At 68.6% G+C, this 20277-nt stretch carries 16 protein-coding genes; 7 read left to right on the top strand and 9 right to left on the bottom strand.

What is annotated here, in order from left to right; all coding sequences use genetic code 11:
• The first annotated feature begins 150 nt into the window (after positions 1 to 150).
• Positions 151 to 2322 carry a glutamine synthetase III family protein gene (locus tag H1R19_RS06420; protein ID WP_219850996.1) on the top strand — a complete coding sequence of 724 codons (2172 nt, stop codon included), beginning with the start codon at positions 151 to 153 and terminating at the stop codon, positions 2320 to 2322.
• Between the two features lie 71 nt (positions 2323 to 2393).
• Here H1R19_RS06420 and H1R19_RS06415 read toward each other — a convergent pair whose 3' ends face one another.
• Positions 2394 to 3980 carry a PucR family transcriptional regulator gene (locus H1R19_RS06415; protein WP_219850991.1) on the bottom strand — a complete coding sequence of 529 codons (1587 nt, stop codon included), beginning with the start codon at positions 3978 to 3980 and terminating at the stop codon, positions 2394 to 2396.
• 74 nt (positions 3981 to 4054) lie between these two features.
• On the opposite strand from H1R19_RS06415, the gene pruA reads away from it, so the two are divergent.
• Together pruA and H1R19_RS06405 are read left to right on the top strand one after the other, a co-directional pair.
• Positions 4055 to 5701, top strand: a complete 1647-nt coding sequence (pruA, locus tag H1R19_RS06410) for an L-glutamate gamma-semialdehyde dehydrogenase (protein ID WP_219850989.1) — start codon at positions 4055 to 4057, stop codon at positions 5699 to 5701.
• 1 nt (position 5702) lies between these two features.
• Positions 5703 to 6668, top strand: coding sequence for a proline dehydrogenase family protein (locus tag H1R19_RS06405; RefSeq protein WP_219850987.1), 966 nt, complete (start codon positions 5703 to 5705; stop codon positions 6666 to 6668).
• 27 nt (positions 6669 to 6695) lie between these two features.
• Here the strand turns inward: H1R19_RS06405 and H1R19_RS06400 are convergent, their stop codons facing one another.
• The 5 genes from H1R19_RS06400 to H1R19_RS06380 all read right to left on the bottom strand — a co-directional run bounded on the left by H1R19_RS06400 (position 6696) and on the right by H1R19_RS06380 (position 12121).
• Positions 6696 to 8276 carry an oxidoreductase gene (locus H1R19_RS06400; protein WP_219850985.1) on the bottom strand — a complete coding sequence of 527 codons (1581 nt, stop codon included), beginning with the start codon at positions 8274 to 8276 and terminating at the stop codon, positions 6696 to 6698.
• Positions 8273 to 9163, bottom strand: a complete 891-nt coding sequence (locus H1R19_RS06395) for an FAD:protein FMN transferase (protein ID WP_372632113.1) — start codon at positions 9161 to 9163, stop codon at positions 8273 to 8275. The genes H1R19_RS06400 and H1R19_RS06395 overlap by 4 nt, the downstream gene beginning before the upstream one ends.
• Positions 9160 to 9699: an FMN-binding protein gene (locus tag H1R19_RS06390; protein ID WP_219850983.1), complete on the bottom strand. Its 540-nt coding sequence runs from the start codon at positions 9697 to 9699 to the stop codon at positions 9160 to 9162. The genes H1R19_RS06395 and H1R19_RS06390 overlap by 4 nt, the downstream gene beginning before the upstream one ends.
• An 81-nt stretch (positions 9700 to 9780) precedes the next feature.
• Entirely contained in the window at positions 9781 to 11538 is a 1758-nt protein-coding gene (locus H1R19_RS06385; RefSeq protein WP_219850981.1) for a substrate-binding domain-containing protein, read from the bottom strand.
• Positions 11539 to 11683: 145 nt separating this feature from the next.
• Positions 11684 to 12121 carry a type II toxin-antitoxin system Rv0910 family toxin gene (locus H1R19_RS06380; protein WP_188330109.1) on the bottom strand — a complete coding sequence of 146 codons (438 nt, stop codon included), beginning with the start codon at positions 12119 to 12121 and terminating at the stop codon, positions 11684 to 11686.
• On the opposite strand from H1R19_RS06380, the gene H1R19_RS06375 reads away from it, so the two are divergent.
• Complete coding sequence (locus H1R19_RS06375; RefSeq protein ID WP_219850979.1) at positions 12099 to 12722, top strand: DNA-3-methyladenine glycosylase; 624 nt, start codon at positions 12099 to 12101, stop codon at positions 12720 to 12722. The two genes, H1R19_RS06380 and H1R19_RS06375, sit on opposite strands and share 23 nt — an antisense overlap.
• A gap of 47 nt (positions 12723 to 12769) precedes the next feature.
• Here the strand turns inward: H1R19_RS06375 and H1R19_RS06370 are convergent, their stop codons facing one another.
• The 3 genes from H1R19_RS06370 to H1R19_RS06360 all read right to left on the bottom strand — a co-directional run bounded on the left by H1R19_RS06370 (position 12770) and on the right by H1R19_RS06360 (position 16858).
• On the bottom strand, positions 12770 to 13042 hold the full coding sequence (locus H1R19_RS06370; protein ID WP_219850977.1) for an antitoxin: 273 nt from the start codon (positions 13040 to 13042) through the stop codon (positions 12770 to 12772).
• A gap of 52 nt (positions 13043 to 13094) precedes the next feature.
• Positions 13095 to 15581: an HAD-IC family P-type ATPase gene (locus H1R19_RS06365; RefSeq protein ID WP_223205300.1), complete on the bottom strand. Its 2487-nt coding sequence runs from the start codon at positions 15579 to 15581 to the stop codon at positions 13095 to 13097.
• Between the two features lie 71 nt (positions 15582 to 15652).
• Complete coding sequence (locus tag H1R19_RS06360; RefSeq protein ID WP_372632019.1) at positions 15653 to 16858, bottom strand: MBL fold metallo-hydrolase; 1206 nt, start codon at positions 16856 to 16858, stop codon at positions 15653 to 15655.
• A gap of 206 nt (positions 16859 to 17064) precedes the next feature.
• On the opposite strand from H1R19_RS06360, the gene H1R19_RS06355 reads away from it, so the two are divergent.
• The 3 genes from H1R19_RS06355 to H1R19_RS06345 are packed head-to-tail and all read left to right on the top strand — an operon-like array spanning position 17065 to position 20277.
• Positions 17065 to 17679: a TetR/AcrR family transcriptional regulator gene (locus tag H1R19_RS06355; RefSeq protein ID WP_219850975.1), complete on the top strand. Its 615-nt coding sequence runs from the start codon at positions 17065 to 17067 to the stop codon at positions 17677 to 17679.
• Positions 17663 to 18958 (top strand): type III PLP-dependent enzyme domain-containing protein, encoded by a 1296-nt coding sequence (locus H1R19_RS06350; protein ID WP_219850973.1) that lies wholly within the window; start codon positions 17663 to 17665, stop codon positions 18956 to 18958. The genes H1R19_RS06355 and H1R19_RS06350 overlap by 17 nt, the downstream gene beginning before the upstream one ends.
• Entirely contained in the window at positions 18946 to 20277 is a 1332-nt protein-coding gene (locus H1R19_RS06345; protein WP_219850971.1) for a D-arabinono-1,4-lactone oxidase, read from the top strand. The genes H1R19_RS06350 and H1R19_RS06345 overlap by 13 nt, the downstream gene beginning before the upstream one ends.

The following is a 20277-nucleotide window of genomic DNA, read 5'->3' as shown; positions in this document are numbered from 1 at the left end:
GTCAGACGACTAGTTTTCCTCAGCGTCACACGCGTGCAACGGGGCGCATACACCCAGCTCATAGCGTCGAACCGCTCGCACCTGCGACACCCCACAGCGACGTCGTCGTGCCGACCTGCACCTGGTCGACGAGAACATCCAGGAGTAACCATGAGTGGCAGCATGTCCCGCCGTCAGGCCATCGAGGCCGTGACGACCTACGACGTGTCCGCGCCCGGCTTCGCCGAGCCGCTGGCAGACACCTTCGGACGCAACGTGTTCAGCTTGTCGGTCATGAAGAAGCGGCTCCCGAAGCACGTGTTCAAGGCCGTTGCCGCGACGATCGACACCGGCTGCGCTCTCGACCCGACCCTCGCCGACTACGTCGCGGTGGCGATGAAGGACTGGGCGATCGAACGGGGCGCCACCCACTACGCCCACGTATTCTACCCGCTGACCGGCTTCACCGCCGAGAAGCACGACTCCTTCCTGGAGCCCGACTCCACCGGGGCGTCGCTGGCCGAGTTCGCCGGCAAAACCCTCATGCAGGGCGAGCCCGACGCGTCGAGCTTCCCCAACGGCGGACTGCGCGGCACCTTCGAGGCCCGCGGATACACCGGGTGGGACGTGACCAGCCCCGCGTATCTCCTGGAGAACCCCAACGGCAACACGCTGTGCATCCCGACGATCTTCATCTCGTGGACCGGCGAGGCCCTGGACAAGAAGATCCCGCTGCTGCGCAGCCAGCAGGCGATGAGCAAGCAGGCGATGCGGTTGCTCACGCTCTTCGGTCACGACGACGTCGACACCGTCGTCTCCTATGCCGGCGCCGAGCAGGAGTACTTCCTGATCGACGAGCACTTCTTCTACGCCCGACCCGACCTGATGACCGCCAACCGGACCCTGTTCGGCGCCCCGCCGTCGAAGGGACAGGAGTTCGACGACCACTACTTCGGCGCCATCCCGGAGCGGGTGCTGTCGTTCATGATCGAACTCGACCGCGAGCTCTTCAAACAGGGCATCCCGGCCAAGACCCGCCACAACGAGGTCGCACCGGGCCAGTTCGAGATCGCGCCGGTCTTCGAGCGTTCCGTCCTCGCCCACGACCATCAGCAGTTGATGATGACCACGATGAAGGCCGTCGCGGAGAAGTACGGCATGAAGTGTCTGCTGCACGAGAAGCCGTTCTCCGGTGTCAACGGATCGGGTAAGCACGTCAACTTCTCGCTGGGCAATTCCAACCAGGGCAACCTGCTCAACCCGGGTGACACCCCGCACGAGAACATGCAGTTCCTCACCTTCTGCGGTGCCATCATCCGTTCGGTCCACCTCTACGGCGGGCTGCTGCGCGCCGCGGTCGCCTCGGCGTCCAACGACCACCGGCTCGGCGCCAACGAGGCTCCCCCGGCGATCATCTCGATCTTCCTCGGCGAGCAGCTGATGGACGTGTTCGAGCAGATCGCCAAGGGCGGTGCGACGGGCTCCAAGGCCGCCGGTGTCATCGAGCTCGGCGTCGACACCCTGCCGCCGCTGAAGGCCGATCCGGGTGACCGCAACCGAACGAGCCCGTTCGCGTTCACCGGCAACCGATTCGAGTACCGCGCACCGGGTTCCAACCAGTCGATCTCCGATCCGATGGTCGCGATCAACACGATTCTCGCCGACTCCATCGAGTACATCTCCAGCGAGTTGGAGAAGCTGATGGGCGAAGGTCTCGAACTCAACGACGCCGTGCAGAAGGTGTTGCAGGAGATCATCAACTCCCACGGCGCGGTGGTCTTCAACGGCAACGGATACTCCGACGAGTGGCAGGAAGAGGCCGCCGCACGCGGTCTGAAGAACCTGCGCACCACCGTCGACGCGGTCACCGAGTACACCTCGCCGGAGGTCATCGAGATCTTCGAGAAGTACGGCGTGCTCTCGGCACGTGAACTCGAGGCCCGCGAGGACGTCATCTTCGAGTACTACGGCCTCACCCTCCTCGTGGAGGCCAAGGAGACCGCCGAGATCGCGAAGACCATGATCTTGCCGGCCGCGATCCGCTACCAGGGCGAGCTCGCCGGTACCGCCGCCTCGCTGAAGATGGCCGGGATCGACGCTCCCACACCACTTCTGCTGGAACTGACCGAACTGATCAGCAAACTCCAGGAAGCACTCGTCAGCCTCGACGCGGGTATCGCCGGCATGCACGGCGAGACCACCTTCGAGGAGTCGAAGTACGCGCTGGAGAACCTGATCCCGGCGATGGCCGGAGTGCGCGAGGTCGCCGACATCCTCGAGTCCATCGTCGCCGACGACCTGTGGCCGCTGCCCACCTACAACGAGATGCTCACGATCCTGTAGGTCGCCGCGTGGCCGGATCAGTATGATCTTGTGCTCGGATCCCGGGCACGAGGTCATACTGCTCGGTCGCGCTACCGCACCCGCAACGAGAGCGCGACGACGAGCCGCGTGGCGGGATCGTCGAGGTCCATCCCGGTGAGCGCCTGCACCCGTCGGATGCGGTAGCGCAACGTGTTCGGATGGATGTGCAGGCTGCCGGCGGCCGCCCGGACGTCCCCGAAGTGGTCGAGGTACGCCCGTAGTGAGATGGTGAACCCGCTACCGTTGCGGGCGTCGAGATCGGCGAGTTCGGAGACCCGCGGATCGACGAGATCCGGGTTCTCCGAGAGCAACCCGACGATCTCGCCGAGCAGCACCCCGGTACGTGATCGCGCCACGGTGGTGACGTCGTCGATCAGCTCGGCCTCACGCGAAGCGGCATCGAGGACGCGGTCGATCTGCGTGCGCAGTTCAGGCACCGCGACAAGGACTTCCGGTCCGGCGACCACCGCGCGGACGCGGACCCCGAACTGTCTGACGCCGGCGTCGACGGACACTCGCGCCCACGCGACCGCGGCATCGGTCGCCACACCGGGCAGGACGACATAGGCACGATCACCGATGGTCGCGGTCACCGACAGTGGGCTGAATGCGCTGGCGTGCAACGTGAGTGCCGACACCCGCGCGGTGTGGTCGGTCGGCGGTGCCGAGAAGCCCACCACGGAGACCGGCGTCGTCGGGTCGACGCCGAGCTGCGCGCCGAGATGATCGGCGGCGATGGCGAGGTCGCCGCGTGCACCCAGGAGCCTGCGGACTGCTTCGTCGTGTTCGGTTCCGGCGGCGCGACGCCGGCCGATCACCCGTGCCGCCACCGCCGCGGCACCGGTCAGGATCTCGTCGGTGTCGCCGGCGAGGCGGCCGGCACCCTGCTGCAGCCAGACGATGCCGAGGAACTCGCCGGAACCGGGTGCGCGGATGGCCACCGCACGACGCGGCCGAAGTCCCAGATCCGCCCGCTCCTCGACGGTGACCACCTTCGAAGAGGTCCGCAGCTCATCCATCACACCCCAGCGCCGAAGCCAGGCCAGCATGTCCGGCGGGCCCTCGCGGCCCAGGATCGACAGCCGGCGGAGCTCGTCGGCCTCGTCGCCCGCGGTGCTGTAGGCCAGGACATGGGAGCGCTCGTCCTCGATGCTGACCAGCCCGCCGGTGCGTCGAGCGACCTCGCCGGCGAGTTCGAACAGGTCCCCCGTGCTGCCGGACCGCATCGACTCGCCGCCGCGCACCGAAGGCCCACGGGCCGTGTCGAGGACCCGGATCACCAGGTTGTAGATCCGCTCCCAGCGGGCGTGCCGGTCTACGGCGATGACCGCGATGCCGAGACGGTCGGCGAGATCGGTCAGCGCCGGTGCGGGGGCCTTGCTCATCACCGCGACCGGGCGGTGGGCGCCCAGATCGCCCAGCAGCTCGACACCTGCCTCGTCGCTCAGACCGACCAGCAGGAACAGGTCGGCCGAGCGGGCCGCGCGGCCGAGACCGTAGTGGAGGTCGTCGACGTCGACCATCGCCAGGCTCGTGACGGGTGCGTCCAGCCCGTGCGGCGAGGTGACCAGGCGTGCCACCGTGCGATCCAGGGCGAGGAGCAGCCTCCCCAGAGCCACGCCAGGCGCTTTGTCCATATCGCCAAGGCTACGTCCACTTCGTTTGCCCATCGGCCATATCGCTGTGTGCGACACCCGGGTGGACTGGCGGAATGGACGCCATCACCGCCCCACCTCGGCCGGCCAACGAGCCGGTGCACACCTATGCCCCCGGTACACCCGAACGGACGCGCATCGTCGACGAGCTGTCCCGCCAGTCCCACGCCGGCCGCCGCGAACTCCCGCACATCATCGGCGGACACCTACATCTCGGGGACGGTACGCCGATCGACGTCGTCCAACCGCATGCCCACCACGAGGTGCTCGGCGTGATCACCAACGCCACGCACGACGACGCCCGCGCCGCGATCGACGCCGCCCGCGATGCCGCGAACGACTGGGCACACACGAGCTTCGACGACCGGGCCGCGGTTCTCCTGCGCGCCGCCGAACTCCTGTCGGGACCGTGGCGGGAGCGAGTGGCGGCCGCAACCATGCTCGGACAGTCGAAATCCGTGCAGCAGGCCGAGATCGACGCCCCCTGCGAGCTCGCCGACTTCTGGCGATTCAACGTCGCCTTCGCGCGCGAGATCCTGGCCGAACAGCCCCAGTCCTCACCGGGCGTGTGGAACAGACTCGATCACCGGCCGCTCGACGGCTTCGTCTACGCGATCACCCCGTTCAACTTCACCGCGATCGCCGCGAACCTGCCCACCGCACCGATGCTGATGGGCAACACGGTGGTGTGGAAGCCCTCCCCCACTCAGGCCTACGCGGCCCAGTACACGATGGCGCTGCTCGTGGCCGCCGGACTGCCGCCCGGGGTGATCAACCTGGTCCACGGCGACGGGGCCGCGGTGTCCGATGTGGCACTGGCAGACGAGAACCTGGCCGGCATCCACTTCACCGGCTCCACCGGGACCTTCCAGCACCTGTGGCGGGAGGTGGGATCGAACCTCGGTTGCTACCGCAACTACCCGCGCCTCGTCGGCGAGACCGGCGGCAAGGATTTCATGGTCGCGCACGCCTCGGCGGACCCACATGTGTTGCGGACCGCGCTGATCCGCGGCGCCTTCGAGTATCAGGGGCAGAAGTGCTCGGCCGCCTCGCGCGCCTACATCGCGCGCTCCGTGTGGGATGCGATGGGTGACGACTTCCTCGGCGAGGCAGCCGAACTCACCTACGGTGACGTGCGCGACCTGTCCAATTTCGGGGGCGCGGTGATCGATCGTCGAGCCTTCGACAAGCAGGTCGCCGCCATCGACCGGGCCAAGTCCTCCGCGGCCCTCACCGTCGCCGTCGGCGGACACTGCGATGACACGACCGGATTCTTCGTACGTCCCACCGTGTTGTTGTCCGACGACCCGGCCGACGAGGCGTTCTCCACCGAGTACTTCGGGCCCATCCTGTCGGTCTACGTCTACGACGATGACGACTTCGAAGACATGCTGGGAGTGGTGGATTCGACGGCCCGCTATGCGCTGACCGGATCGATCATGGCCACCGACGTCGCCGCGGTGGCCCTGGCATCGGACCGCCTGCGCAACGCCGCGGGCAACTTCTACATCAACGACAAGCCGACCGGTGCCGTCGTCGGTCAGCAACCCTTCGGCGGCGGACGCGCGTCGGGAACCAACGACAAGGCGGGGTCGAGGCAGAACCTGTCGCGCTGGACCTCGACCCGCACGATCAAGGAGACCTTCACCCCACCGACGACGTCGCGGTATCCACACATGGCCACCGACTGGACGGGGGTCTGAGGTGGGGGCCATCTTCGACGGCCTGCTGCGACCGACCATCAACGCCGCCGCGCGCAGCGCACGCGTCAGGCAGACCTCGCAGAGATGGGCGGCCACCGAAAAGGTGGTGCGCCGCTTCGTGCCCGGTGACTCCCTCGCCGACGCGGTGACCGCGATCCGCCGCGAACTCGACGACGGACTCCGCGTGACCGTCGACTTCCTCGGCGAGGACACCGTCGACGAGTCCCGGGCCGACGCCACCGTCGAGGCGTATGTGTCCGCGCTACAGGCGATGTCAGTTCTGTCGGCGTCCAGACCGGAACCGGTGCCCGCGGGTGCGTTCGAGGTGTCGTTGAAGCTCACCGCGCTCGGTCAGCTGCTGCCCCGGCACGGGGCGAAGATCGCCGAGGAGAACGCCCGCACCATCATCGAGGCGGCTCGCCGAGCCGGCGCCCTGGTCACGGTGGACGCCGAAGACCACACCACCGTCGACGAGCGACTAGACGTCATCCGGTCGCTGCGCCGCGACTTCCCGGAGACGGGAACCGTGCTGCAGGCCCATCTTCGGCGCACCGAAGACGACTGCGCCGAGTTCGCCGCGACCGGCGCCCGAATCCGCCTGTGCAAGGGCGCCTACGCCGAACCGCCCGCGGTCGCCTACCAGGAGCGGCGTCAGGTCGACGAGGCCTATCTGAAGTGCCTGCGAATCCTGATGAAGGGCAACGGTTATCCGATGGTCGCCAGTCACGACCCGACGATGATCGAGGCGGCCGCGATCATGGCCGCCGAGTTCGGACGTGCGCCGGACACCTGGGAGTACCAGATGCTCTACGGTATCCGCGGCGACGAGCAGCGCCGGCTGGCCGCCGCCGGAGCCCGCGTGCGGGTGTACATCCCCTACGGCACCGAGTGGTACGGCTACTTCGTGCGGCGCCTCGCCGAGAAACCCGCGAACGTGCGGTTCTTCCTGCGCGCGCTGGCGAGCTGACGGCCGCCGTTCTCGGCGAGCCTTCGGTCAGTACCCGGAGAACGAGTCGGTGTGGATTCGCCACGGACGCAACCGGGTCGAGGTGTCATGGCGACGGATCGTCGCCGAGGTGCGTTCGACGAACCCCGGGGTGCCGGAGATGTAGTAGTGCGCACCGGCGGCGTCCGGACCGACGAGTTCGGCGAGCCGGGCCGGATCGTCGACGCCGTCGGCGAGATCGGGGTCGACGACGGTGACCACGCGCGCATTCCTCGAAGTTGCGTTCTCGAGGTCGGCGCCGTAGACCGCGCGCGTCCGGTCGCGCAGGACGTGCACGACGGTCAGCCCCGACAGGTCGGTGTCGGCGCCGGAATCGGTCACTGCCCGCACCATCGACACGAACGGCGTGATCCCGATGCCGGAGGCGATCAGCACCGCCTTCCCTGTCGTCGGGAACCCGCGCGGCAGGACGAAGTCCCCGCCGATGTCGTCGACGTAGGCGCGTGAGACGTGGCCGTCGATGAGTGCCGCCTTGTACGTCGAGGGCTTGCCCGCCACCGTGAACCCGAACTCGACCGGTGCACGGCCGGGCGCGGACACGAAGGAGAACACCCGGCGCGAGCCGGCCCACACCGGCGCCGCCCACCGCGGCACGCTGACGCTCGACCACTGACCCGCCCGGAAAGACGGTGCGCCGCCGACCGGTTCACCGCGCAGGGCGTAGGTCCGCTCGGCCACCGGCACCGCGGTGACGTCGAGCGGTACCCGGCGCGCGGTTCCCGAGGCCAGGCGCACGACGAAGGCGTAGACGCATCCGACGAGCAGCGCCACCTCCGGCACGAAGGCCAGGGTGTAGGCGTCGGTGATCGCGATCGTGTACTGGCAGTGCATGAGCGCGCCCACCAGCGCCGCGTAGACGAGGCGGTGGACCGCGGTGGCGGGCGAGGTCAGCGGCTCGGGCAGCATGATCGCCGCGACGAACAGCATCGGGCTCGACACGAACCAGGTCGACAGGTCCTGACCGCCGCGGGTCAGCTCGACGATGCCGATGGTCACCAGCGATGCCGCGATGAACACCACCGCCAGGCGCCACTCCCGGATCAGCGTGAACACGACCGCACCGATGACGATCATCGGGATGAACAGCGAATCGGCCGCCACCCACCAGAACGGGAAGCTGATCCCCTCGACTCCTGCATAGGCCAGTGCATAGCATCCCACGGCCCCCGCGACCGCGGGGTTGACGATCAGCCGACGACGCCATGCGAGAACGTATTTCGACGCCGCGGCGATCGCCGTCCCGACCGCGACGGTCGCCACCGCCGTGTCCTCCGAACCGCCCGGCAGGACGAAGAACAGGATGAGACCGGTGATGAGCCATGAGTCGGAGTTCGGCGGCACGCGCAGCACCGCGGCGAACAGATAGCCGGCCGCCCCGCTCACACCGACCGCCACCAGCAACCACAGTGCGAGGTCCTCGGGGCCGTAACCGAAGTCGGCGTCGGCCGCGGACACCACGAATGCGCTGATCACGAGGAGCAGGAGTCCGCACAAGACCGCGCGGTAGGGCGTCAGCTGCCGGCGTGCGGCGTCGATCGGCGAAAGGAACCGCGGGAGAATCGATGTCACAGGAACAGCTCCAATCCGGGGATCGCGGTGTGCTCGACACTCCCGTTTCGTCGGATGGTGACGTGGTGGAAACCCTGCGCGTGATGGTCGAAATCGCCACGGAGAAATGCTGCGGGCGTGAAGAACAGCGCGGTCGCGAGACCGTCGGCCTCCATCGCCGTCGGCGCGATCACCCACGTCGCCAGCACCTCCCGCGCCGGTGAGGCGGTGCGCGGGTCGACGATGTGATGCCAGTCCGCCCACGCCCGGCGATTGCTCGCCGACGCGCAGACCGCGCCCTGCGCCACCGTGACCACCCCGATGGCCTTGGTCGCATCGAGCGGATGTTCCAGCGCCACCCGGAGCCCGTCGGCGCGCGGCGAGATCCGCATGTCGCCACTCGCGTCGACGACGAAGTCGTCGGTGACCGCGGCGACGATCTCGGCCACCCGATCGACCGCGAAACCCTTTCCGGCAGCACCGACGTCGAGCAGTGCCGGCCGGTGCAACTCGAGTGCACCCGTGTGGTCGGCGATCACCGCATCCCATTCGGGCGCCACCGGCACCTGCGCCGAGGGGCGCAGCGAGTAGTCGGCGTCGTAGCCGGCATCGGCGAGTGTCTGTCCCACCAACGGCGACACGGCACCTCCGGTGAGGTCATAGAGTCGCCGGTACCAGTCGACGAGCGGCTGATCCGATGCCGCGATCGGGTATCTCCCGGCCCGGCGCGCCATGGCGGCGACCGTCGAATCATCCCGGAACCTCGACCACGCCACGTCGATCCGGTCGATCTCCGCGTGCACGGCGTCGACGGTGTCCGCGGGCAGCGGCGTCGGCGTGGTGATGGTCCACGCCGTGCCCAGCGCGGCGAACTCCCAGTTGTGGGCGGCGGCCAGGGAGGAGGTCAGGCCTGGGCCTCTTCCTTGATCTGCGTGATCGCCTCGTTGAAGCCACCCGAGGTGAGCGACGAGCCCGAGACCTTGTCGACCTCGATCTCGTCGATGTTCTTGCCCACGATGACGTCGGAGATGCCGCCCGCGAACTTGCCCTGATACTCCAGGGACGGCCCCTTGGTCTGGCTGGTGTCGATGGAGACCGCGGTGATGACCGAGTTCGACAGGGTCACCGTCACGCCGACCGTCTGCGGTCCGCCCGGGGAGTTGTACTCGCCCACAGCGGTGTATTCGCCGTTCTCGTAGTCGCCCGAACCCGCGGCCGCCGACGTTCCCGCTGCCGTCCCCGCCGTCGAGTTCCCGGAACCGGAATCCTCCGACGAGCACGCCCCGGCGGCGAGTCCGACGACCGCCATCGCGGCCACCACGCCGCCGGTGCGGGTCAGTGTGGCCGAACGACGAGACGAGGACGCACGTGCTGCGCGCGACGGGGAATCGGTGACGGTGTCGGCGGGGTCGAGGGCCTGAGAACGTGCTGAGGTGGGGGTCATGGCGTCGATTATCTACGATGCCGCGACCGACCGCCCTGACGCCGACCCCAAAGGTCGCCGGACGTCCCGGGCGAGCCTGTCTCAGCGACCCGCCGCGGCCACCCGCGCCTGGATGGCGTCGACGAACACGGTGCGGATGTCGGCGGCGTTCTTCGCGACGTACGTGGTGCCTCCGGTGGCCTCCGAGATCTGTCTGAGCGCATCGGAGTCCGCGTCGTCGGAGATACCGATCGTCAACACCAGGACCGGGCGGGCCGGGTCCTCGAGGCGCTTGAGCTCGGCCAGCAGGCTGTTCAGGGTGATGCTGTCGGGGTCCTCGTTCTGTCCGTCGGTCATGATGATGACGCTGTTGGAGTAGTTGGGGTCGTAGGTCTCCTGGACCTTCTTGAACGCCGCGAGTGTGGTGTCGTACAGGCCGGTGCCGCCGCCCAGATCCGACAGTCCCTCCTCGACGGCCCGCCCGAGGGCGTCGCGATGCGTGCCGCTGCCCGAGCGTGCGTCCAGGCGGCGGATCGGGGCCATCTCCTCCCAGTCCTGACCGGCGCCGTCCTTGTTCACGCTGAACGCCCACCCGCCGACCATCGTGTTGTTCGGGAACAGCTTCAGACCCGTCTGCGACGCGTCGATCAGCAGCCCGGCGCGGGTGGTGCCGCCGACCGGGATCTCCATCGAACCCGAGGTGTCCTGTACGACGAGCGTGCGGATCGGCACCCCGAGGACCTGCCACTGGCGCAGCGCCTTGTCGACCGACGTCGGGTCGCGGAGTCCGAGTTCCTTCACCGGCTCGCCGATCCCGTTGCCGTCGGCGTCGCGGTACCCCGCATCGGTCAGCGCCTTGCGGCCGGCGTCGGTGCCCAGCGCCGCCACCAGAGCGGCGCCGGCGTCGGCCGAGGTCTGCTGACGTGCGGCGGGGGCGGTGTTGACGAGCGGATAGTCGAGCATGACGGTGCCCGTCGCCGGGATCGTCGAGGTCAGCTTCGACCCCTGGTGTGTTCGCATGAACAGCTCGAACTGCTGCTCGGTGGTCACCACCGGCACGCCCGCGGTGTTCGCGAGGTTGAGCCGGGTGCCCTCGTTGTCGTTGGCCAGGCGCGCATTGTTCTGCTGGATCGCCAGGATCGTCATCGCCTCGGTGAACTTCTCCTCGGGAAGCTCACCGGAGTCCACGGCTGCGAGCGCGCCGATGATCGGTGCGTCTCCGGTGCTGGTGTCGACCGGGCTGCCGGTCCGCAGATCCGGCAACGTCATCACCTCGACCCAGGTGCCCAGCTCGGGGACCTTCTCACCGGCGACAACGGTCGGCGTGGAGGCGATCGACGGGGACACCAGGTCGAGTTCCCGGCGCACCTGCGTGGTGACGCGGCGCGCCTGCACCTGCGAATCGGCCACCCACAGGTCGGGCGCGGCCGCACCCTGCGTCAGCAGTCCGGGCACGTCGGCGCCGGCCGCGGTCTGGACGTCGTAGTCGTAGCAGGAGTCCGCGGCGGCCTGCCGCGCGACCTCGCGCAGCGGGCCCGTCATCGCCGAATCGGAGGCCACGGCCACCCGGGTCCGGTCCCCGCAGCCGCTCGAGCCGGTCTGCCAGATGATGACGCCGCTGACGAGGGCGACCACGGCGATCAGAGCGGCGACGGCCCACAGCCAGCCACCGCGGCGGCCGCCACCGGTGTCGCGATGCTCGAACCCGAAGTCGTCATCGCGATCCGACGGCCTCCGCGACGGCGGCGGTCCGGCCGCCCGGGCACCGGCGGCAGAGTCCGCGCGGTTGTTCCGAACAGTCCGGTCGTTGCCGTTCGGCTCGCCACCGGCGCGATCGGCACCAGAGCTGTGACGCCCCATAGTCTCTCGTTTCCCCTCGTATGGCGGTCTGACACCGCCCAACGCCTCGTCGTCCCCACCCGGCGTCGTCCCGCCCGGCACACTTCATCACCGCTCGGCGCATCGACGCGACGGCAGGTGCGACCCGGGCGAGTTCAGGCACGGGTCAGCTGAAAACCTCCCGGAATTTCAGCAGTGACTTACGCAGATCCCCCGATACAGCCATCGCCGCGGTCTTGCCGACCGGCCCGATCAGCGGCAACCCACCCAGATCAACAGTGAAGGTTACTTCCGATCCGCCCGAAGTGGGAGTGATGCCCAGATCCAGCTTCGCCTTGACCCCGCCCTTGCCGCTGCCCTTGAGCCGCACGTGCGTCAGAGGTTCGAACTTCTCGATGACCCAGTCGAAGCGCACGCGGGTGCCCTTGACCTTGACGATCGATGAGATCTCGGTGCCCTTGCCGAGGTCGGCAGACCCCGGAACGGCACTGCGCCAGGCCTCGTGGATCACCAGCCATTCGGGATACCGGGACAGGTCCGACGCAGCGGCCCAGGTATCTTCCGGTGACAGGTCTACTTCGATGGAGTCACTCGTCTTCGCCATGGTCCCAGAGCCTAGTGCCCCCGCTCCGGTGGCCGAACAGGCACGTTCGCTGCTCGGCGCGCGTCTGGTCGGTCACGGGGTGACGATTGCGCTGACCGAGGTCGAGGCCTACGCCGGACCCGACGACCCCGCATCGCACGCGTACACGCGTACCGCGCGTTCGGAGATCATGTACGGCCCGCCCGGGCGGCTGTACGTCTACCGCATCCACGGCCATCACTGCGCCAACATCGTCGTGGCCGGCCCCGGTCCGGCGGCGGCGGTCCTGCTGCGCGCCGGTGCCGTGACCGACGGCATCGAACTGGCCCACGAACGACGCCTCGCCGCGCGTTCGGCGACGGTGTCCGACGACCATCTGGCCCGCGGCCCGGGGAATCTGACCCGCGCCCTCGGGATCACGATGGCCGACCTCGGAACCGACCTCGCCGATCCGACCACCCCGGTGACCCTCGAACCTGCGCAACCCGGCGCGGACGGCGTACGGGTGGTCGCCGGGCCGCGGGTCGGGGTTCGACGCGCCGCAGAAGTGGCGTGGCGCTTCTGGATCGACGGCGAGCCGAGCGTGTCGGCGTACCGGCGTCATCCGCGCGCGGCTCCCTGAACGACTTGTCCCTGAACGGCCTCGCGACGGAACAGGCCCCGAGCGTCCTACTGCGGCGGGTTCTGGGGGTTCGGGTTCTGGGGGTTGGGGTTCTGCGGGTTCGGGTTCTGCGGGTTCTGCGGGTTCGGGTTCTGCGGGTTCTGCGGGTTGTGCGGGTTCTGCGTGCCGACAGCCTTCCGCACCGCATCCTGGGCTTTGTTCACCTGACCCGCGTACTTGTTCTTGGTGGCCTTGTCGATGGCGTCGCCACCCTTTTCGATCAGGTGCGGGTTCTTCTGCAGCGCTGCCCTGGCCTTGTTGACGAGTCCCTTGAGATCCATGACGTCTCCTCGTTCGACGGACCGGACTTCTTCCGGCCACACGCCGCAGAGTTTAGCCCTCGGCGGCGACGGTTTCGATGGGCTGACCGGCATCGGTGCTGTGCGCGGCGATCCACCGGGGCACCACCCGCGAAACCGCCTCCACCAGTGCGATTCCGACCGCCGCGGCGATGAGCGCCACCGAGTTCATCTCCCAGTTCGACGAGTCCAGCCGGAAGAGGTCCTGGGTGAACGGCCACGCGAAGATCAGCACGTAGGCGCCGGCGGAGACCGCGATGAGGATCACTTTCCACCAGTTGTACGGCCGGGCGACGACGGCCAGCACGTACACCGCGATCGCGATCAGCGTCATCAGGGCCGCGGTGGCCGCCTGGGTCTGCGGCGGCGACAGGTTGACCGCGTCGCCGCCGACCTCGACGCCCGTCCCGCCCGGGTTGACGATCACATAGGTCACGAAGGTGCAGAGTCCGACGATGATGCCGTTGGGCACCGCGGTGAGCAGCACCCGGCGCACGAATCCGCGGCGGGCCCGCTCGTTGTTGGGCGCCAGCGACAGCACGAAGGCGGGGATCCCGATGGTGAACCACGCGGAGATGGTCACGTGGATCGGCTGGAACGGGTAGCTCAGCGGGTCCGCGCCGAGCAGTTTGCCCAGCAGCCCACCGATACCGACGAACAACGCGAGCAACACCGCGTAGACGGTCTTGGTGAGGAACAGATTGGAGACGCGTTCGATGTTGCCGATGACGCGTCGACCCTCGCCCACCACGTACGGCAGGGTCGCGAACTTGTTGTCCAGCAACACTATCTGGGCGACCGACCGGGCGGCCGAGCTCCCCGAGCCCATCGCGACACCGATGTCGGCGTCTTTGAGTGCCAGCACGTCGTTGACGCCGTCGCCTGTCATCGCGACGGTGTTGTCCCGCGACTGCAGCGCTTTGACCATGGCGCGCTTCTGATCCGGGCGCACCCGGCCGAAGGTGACCCCGTGTTCGACAACCTCGGCGAGTTCATCTGTCCCCGCGGGCAATTCGCGCGCGTCGACCGAGGTGTCGGCAGATCCGAGTCCCAGTGACGCGGCGACCGCGCCGACCGATCGTGCGTTGTCACCGGAGATCACCTTGACCGCGACGTGCTGTTGTTCGAAGTAGTCGATGGTGTCGCGCGCGTCGGGCCGGACCCGCTGTTCGAGAACCACCAGCGCGACCGGCGTGACCGTTCCGGGTGCGATCTCTCCCACCTCGGGTTCGATGTCGACGGGGACGTCGGTTCGCGCGAGGAGAAGAACGCGTAAACCGGCCGCGCCGATGTCGGAGGCGAGTCGGGCGGTGTCGCCCTCCGGGTCGAGCAGGACGTCGGGGGCACCGATCAGCCAGTGCCCGGCGTCGGCGGCGCCCCCGGCTTCCGGGCGGAGCGACATACCGCTCCACTTGGTCACCGAGGTGAACGGCTTGATGGCCGAGACCGTCCACGCCGGTGGGCTCGGATAGGCCTCGGCAACGGCGATCATGCTGGTGTTGGGCCGCGGATCGTGCGCGGCGAGGGCGGCGAGCACCTGCCCGCTCGTCTCGGCGGACTCGTTGCCGACGAGACGCACCTCGGCCAGCCGCATACCGTTCTCGGTCAGGGTGCCGGTCTTGTCGGCGCACACCACGTTGACGCGGGCCAGGCCCTCGATCGCCGGGAGTTCGTTGACGAGACACTGCCGCTGGCCCAGACGTACGACGCCGACGGCAAACGCGATCGAGGTCATCAGGACGAGACCTTCGGGCACCATCGGGACCAGCGCCGCGACCATCCCGAGCAGCGCGGGTTTGAGGTCGTTGTTGCTGATGAACAGCTGATTGACGATGGTCAGCAGACCTGCGGGGATCAGCAGCCAGGTGATCACCCGCAGGATCTGGTCGATCCCCGACCGCAGCTCGGAGGAGACCAGGGTGAACTTCGACGCCTCGGCCGCCAGCTGAGCGGCGTACGCATCGGCTCCGACCTTGGTGGCCCGGTAGGCGCCGCCGCCGGCCACGACGAAGCTGCCCGACAACACCTTGGCACCGGCGTCCTTGTCGATGGGGTCGGCCTCGCCGGTGAGCAGCGACTCGTCGACGTCGAGTGCGGTGGCCTCGATGATCTCGCCGTCGACGACGATCTGGTCGCCCGCGCCGATCTCGATGATGTCGTCGAGGACGACCTCGTCGGGCGACAACTCGGCGACCTCGCCCTCGCGCCGCACGCGGGGGCGGGTCTGACCGACGATGGCGAGTTTGTCCAGGGTGCGCTTGGCGCGGATCTCCTGAACGATGCCGATCGTCGAATTGGCGATGATGAGCAGGCCGAACAGGCCGTTGATGAACGACCCGGTGAAGGCCACGATGGCGAACAGCACGCCGAGGATGGCGTTGATACGTGTGAACACGTTGGCGCGCACGATGTCCGACACGCTGCGCCCGGACCGGTCCGGCATCGCGTTGACCTGACCCGCGGCGACGCGATCGGCGACCTCCGCTGCGGTGAGACCGGGATTGACCGTCTCCGTCGTCATGCTCACGCCGCAGACCCCGTCGCCGTCATGTCGCAGACCCCGTCACCCTCATCTTGCCGACCCCGCCGTGCTCACGCTGATGCCTCCCACCAACCCGGGTGCGCCACACCGGTCCCGGTGCGGTGTTCGAGGTCGATCGAACCACCCGGTTGCGGCACCAGCACCGTCGGGGCGTCGGAGTGGGTGTGGGCCTGCAGGCGGGCGATCGGCTCGCCCCAGGGGTGCCGCGCCAGGTTGAAGGTGCCCCAATGAATCGGGATCAGTACCGAATCCGACCCGGAACCGGGTGAGACCATCCGGTGGATCGAGAGCGCCTCCTCCGGATTGACGTGGATGTCGGGCCACATCACGTCGTAGGCGCCGACGGCGATGAGCGTCAGGTCGAACGGGCCGAGCTTCGCGCCGACGTCCTCGAATCGCTCGCTGTACCCGGTGTCCCCGGAGAAGAACACGCGGTGGGTGTGCCCGGCGATCGCCCAGCTGCCCCACTGGGTGAGGTTGCGCGCCAGCCATCGACCGGAGAAGTGGCGGGCGGGACCGCAGGTGAACGTCAGCGCACCGCCTGCGGTCTCCACGATCACCTCATCCCACCAGTCGGCCTGCCGGATGCGGTCTTCGCCGATACCCCACGACACCAGGTGGGCGGCGACACCGATCGTCGTCACGAACACGACGTCGGGCTGGGTGGCGGCGATGGTGGTGACCGTGTGCATGTCGAGGTGGTCGTAGTGGTCGTGGCTGATGATGACGACATCGAGGGGCGGCAGCTGCTGCGCGGTCAGCGGCGCCTCATGCATCCGGCCGGGTCCGATGAGCTGACTCGGTGAACAACGCCTGCTCAGGACGGGATCGGTGATGACGCGTGCGCCGTCGATGTCGACGACGGCGGTGGCATGCCCGAGCCAGGTGACCGCGAGATCCGCCGGTGCACCGAACCTGGGTACGGTCACCATCACCGGGCGGCGCGGCTTCCCGGGGCGTCGTGCCATGTCGGTAAACACCTGGAGGTCCGGGTCGCCCTGTGTCGGCGGTTCCGGATTGTCGAAGACACCGTCGCGCAGATGAGGGGACCCGCTGACGTGGGGAGCGATCTCCTCACGGGTGGCGCCGAGCGCGCGGGCCGGTTCGAGCCCGCCGGCCGCGAGCCGCTCGGCCACCGCGTCGGCCATCATCACCCCCGCCGAGCCCACCCGCCGGAGAACCGTGGGGACAGCGTCGGAGTCCTCGGTACCGCTGTTTCCCGTCGTCCCGCCATTTCCAGTCGAGGTCACGTTCACACAGTAATGCGTTCGGCGGTCGGGCGACGGCAACGCGCACACCTCGTACCGACGGCGGCGACCGCCGCCCGGACCACGCCGATGATCTGGGGTTTTCCGTGGTGAAGAATGGGGACATCCGGACATCCACTGATAGGCTGCGGCAGCATCGTCCACCACGCATGCGCCGGCGCATGTGGGCAGAGGAAGTTACCGCAGTGGCTCGGATGTCCGTCGACCAACGTCGAAAAGCACTCGTCGAGTCGGCCTATCGCGTGATCGCCGATCACGGCGTCGAAGGCGCCACGACCCGGCGTATCTGCGCGCACGCCGGAATGCCGCTCGCCAGCTTCCACTACGCGTTCGAAAGTCGCACCGCGCTGCTCTGCGCGGTCATGGAGACGGCGGTCCCCGTCGACATCGAACGCATGCTCCACACCGTGCTCCCGGCCGCGGAGTACAGCGAGCCCCCGAGCCTCGAGGCGATCCGAGAGAACATGGAACGCCAGTTCTTCGCGTTCTACGATCTGCTCAAAGCCGATCCGGGCCGGATGCAGGCCGCGATCGCACTCGGCATCTACGCCCACAACCACCCGGAGCTGCAGCCGGTGGGCAAGGCGATGTACGACCAGCTCTACCGCGTCGCGTCGGCCGGTCTGCACGCCATCGCCGAGCTCACCCACGCCCGCTGGACACGGCCGGTGGAGGAGCTGGGCCCGTTCGTCATCGCGGCCACCAACTCCATCACCCTGATCTACCTCAGCACCGCCGACGACAAGGTCGTCGACAGCATCATCACCGCCGTCGCCGATCAGCTCATCACCTATGTCAGGTTCGACTGACGGTCGCGCGGTGTCGGGGGTCCACGGCGGCACCGCCACCGGCGGCACGTGGCTGACCGATCCGGAGGGTTATTGGGCGGCAATCGATCAGGCGGTCGCTGACGCCGGTCTCGACGCGCCCGTCCTCGCGCTCGATCGTGCCGCGTTGGAGCACAACGCCACGGACCTGATCCGCCGCTCCGCCGGTGTCCCCATCCGGCTGGCGACCAAGTCCGTCCGGGTGCGCTCGGTGATCTCCGACATCACCAGCCGCAGGGGTTTTCACGGCGTCCTCGCCTACGACCTCGCCGAAGCGCATTGGCTCGCCACGACCGCGGGCATCGACGATGTGCTGATGGGTTACCCGAGTGTGCGGCGCAACGCGCTCGCCGCATTCGCCGCCGACGATGTGGCGGTGCGCCGGGTGAGCGTTCTGGTCGACTCGGTCGACCAGCTCGACGTCATCGACGCGGTGGTGTCGCCGGAGAGACGTCCGTCGATCCGGGTGGCCATCGACGTCGATGCGTCCTATCGGCTACTCGGCGGCCGCATACACATCGGGGTTCGCCGCTCCCCGCTGCACTCCCGGCGCGCGGTTCTCGAACTCGCCCGGAACATCGTGGCCCGCAAGGGTTTCGACCTCGTCGGCGTCATGTCGTATGAGGCGCAGGTCGCCGGTGTCGCCGACGACGTACCCGGCAAGGCGGTCGTGAACCGAGCCGTCGGCGCCATGCAACACCTGTCGATGGCCGAGCTCCGGCGCCGCCGCGGCCGGATCATCGCCGAGCTTCGGGAGATCGCCGACCTTGACTTCGTCAATGCCGGCGGCACCGGCTCCCTGGAGGAGACCGCGCGCGACGGTGCGGTCACCGACATCGCCGCGGGCAGCGGTCTTTTCGGCGGACACCTGTTCGACGGCTACCGCCGTTTCCGGCCCGCTCCCGCGCTGGCCTTCGGGCTCGACGTGGTCCGGCGCCCGGCGGTCGACATCGTGACGTGCGCGGGCGGCGGCTGGATCGCGTCGGGCCCACCGGCGGCCGACCGACTACCGAAACCGGTGTGGCCCGCCGGACTCGACTTCGTCGGCACCGAGGCCGCCGGCGAGGTGCAGACGCCGCTGCGGGGACCGGCTGCCGCGGGACTGATGATCGGCGACCGGGTGTGGTTCCGCCACACCAAGTCCGGCGAGGTCTGCGAACGGGCGCGCGAGGTCGCGATCATCGACCGCGACGATACGGGGCACGCCGTCGTGGGTGAGGTCGTGCCCACCTACCGGGGTGAGGGGAGGTGTTTCCTGTGACCGGCACGTCTGTGGCGCACGAGCAACGCTGGCGCAACTGGGGCGGCACCGCGGAGTGCACACCGGCTCGGGTGCTGCGCCCCTCGAGCGTCGCCGAGGTGACGGGCATCGTGCGCGAGACCGCCGAACGCGGGGGGACGGTCAAGACCGTCGGCGCCGGACACAGCTTCTCCCCCATCGCCGTCGCCGACGATGTCCAGCTCGAGCTGTCGGGTCTGCGCGGCCTCGTCGGTGTCGACGGCCATCGGGTGGCGCTGCGTGCGGGGACGCATCTGCACGAGATCCCCGGCTTGCTGGCACCTTTCGGACTGGGCATGGCGAATCTCGGGGACGTGGACCGTCAAACCATCGCCGGCGCCACCTCCACCGGCACCCACGGCACCGGTCTGGCATTCGGGGGCATCAGCACGCAGATCGTCGGCGCGACGATCGTGACCGGCACCGGCGATGTGGTGACACTGGGACCCGACGATGCCGATCTGGCTGCTGTCGCACTGGGTCTCGGCGCACTCGGCGTCGTCGTGGAACTCACCATCGAGTGCGTGGAGGAGTTCCGGCTGCACGCCGTGGAGGGTCCGGCGTCCGCCGACGACGCGATCGCGTCGTTCCTCGATCGCGTCGCATCATCGGATCATCACGAGTTCTACCTGTTCCCGCACACGAATTGCGCCCTGGTGAAGACCAATACGCGCGTCGGTGCCGACACTCCCGTCAGCGGACCGTCGCGCATCAGGCGCTACATCGACGACGAGCTGTTGAGCAACAAGACGCTCCGGCTCCTCTGCGAGGTCGGCAGCCGTGCTCCCCGTCTGGTGCCGGCGATCAACGGCGTCGTCGGGCGCGCTCTGTCCCCTCGCGAGCTGACCGATGCCTCGACCAAGGTGTTCGTGTCCGAGCGCGACGTCCGGTTCCGCGAGATGGAGTACGCCATCGACCTCGACGCCGTGCCCGACGCACTTCGCGAGATCCGGGCGCTGCTCGATCGGCGCAAGTATCTCGTGAGCTTTCCGATCGAGGTGCGTGCCGCGGCCGCAGATGATCTGATGCTGTCCACCGCGGCCGGCCGCACCAGCGGCTACATCGCCGTACATCGTTACCACCGGGACGATCCGGCCGACACGGCCGCGTACTTCGCCGACGTCGAGGCGATCCTGACCGGGCTCGGCGGCCGCCCCCACTGGGGGAAGATGCACACTCGCGACGCCGAGTACCTGCGCAGCGTCTACCCGCGTTTCGACGAGTTCCTCGCCGTGCGTGACCGTTACGACCCGTCGCGGGTCTTCGCCAATGACCATCTGCGACGGGTGCTGGGCGAGTAG

The sequence above is a fragment of the Gordonia jinghuaiqii genome, from assembly GCF_014041935.1.
Classification (GTDB): Bacteria; Actinomycetota; Actinomycetes; order Mycobacteriales; family Mycobacteriaceae; genus Gordonia; species Gordonia jinghuaiqii.
Note: the sequence above shows the minus strand (reverse complement) of the source record. Positions and strands in the feature narration are given on the sequence as shown.

What these genes read in the sequence shown, in the direction of transcription:
- H1R19_RS06420 (WP_219850996.1), top strand. Translation starts at nt 151, where the DNA reads ATGAGTGGCAGCATGTCCCGCCGTCAGGCCATCGAGGCCGTGACGACC.
- H1R19_RS06415 (WP_219850991.1), bottom strand. Translation starts at nt 3,980, where the DNA reads ATGGACAAAGCGCCTGGCGTGGCTCTGGGGAGGCTGCTCCTCGCCCTG.
- pruA (WP_219850989.1), top strand. Translation starts at nt 4,055, where the DNA reads ATGGACGCCATCACCGCCCCACCTCGGCCGGCCAACGAGCCGGTGCAC.
- H1R19_RS06355 (WP_219850975.1), top strand. Translation starts at nt 17,065, where the DNA reads ATGTCCGTCGACCAACGTCGAAAAGCACTCGTCGAGTCGGCCTATCGC.
- H1R19_RS06385 (WP_219850981.1), bottom strand. Translation starts at nt 11,538, where the DNA reads ATGGGGCGTCACAGCTCTGGTGCCGATCGCGCCGGTGGCGAGCCGAAC.
- H1R19_RS06370 (WP_219850977.1), bottom strand. Translation starts at nt 13,042, where the DNA reads ATGGATCTCAAGGGACTCGTCAACAAGGCCAGGGCAGCGCTGCAGAAG.
- H1R19_RS06365 (WP_223205300.1), bottom strand. Translation starts at nt 15,581, where the DNA reads ATGACGACGGAGACGGTCAATCCCGGTCTCACCGCAGCGGAGGTCGCC.
- H1R19_RS06350 (WP_219850973.1), top strand. Translation starts at nt 17,663, where the DNA reads ATGTCAGGTTCGACTGACGGTCGCGCGGTGTCGGGGGTCCACGGCGGC.
- H1R19_RS06380 (WP_188330109.1), bottom strand. Translation starts at nt 12,121, where the DNA reads ATGGCGAAGACGAGTGACTCCATCGAAGTAGACCTGTCACCGGAAGAT.
- H1R19_RS06375 (WP_219850979.1), top strand. Translation starts at nt 12,099, where the DNA reads ATGGAGTCACTCGTCTTCGCCATGGTCCCAGAGCCTAGTGCCCCCGCT.
- H1R19_RS06390 (WP_219850983.1), bottom strand. Translation starts at nt 9,699, where the DNA reads ATGACCCCCACCTCAGCACGTTCTCAGGCCCTCGACCCCGCCGACACC.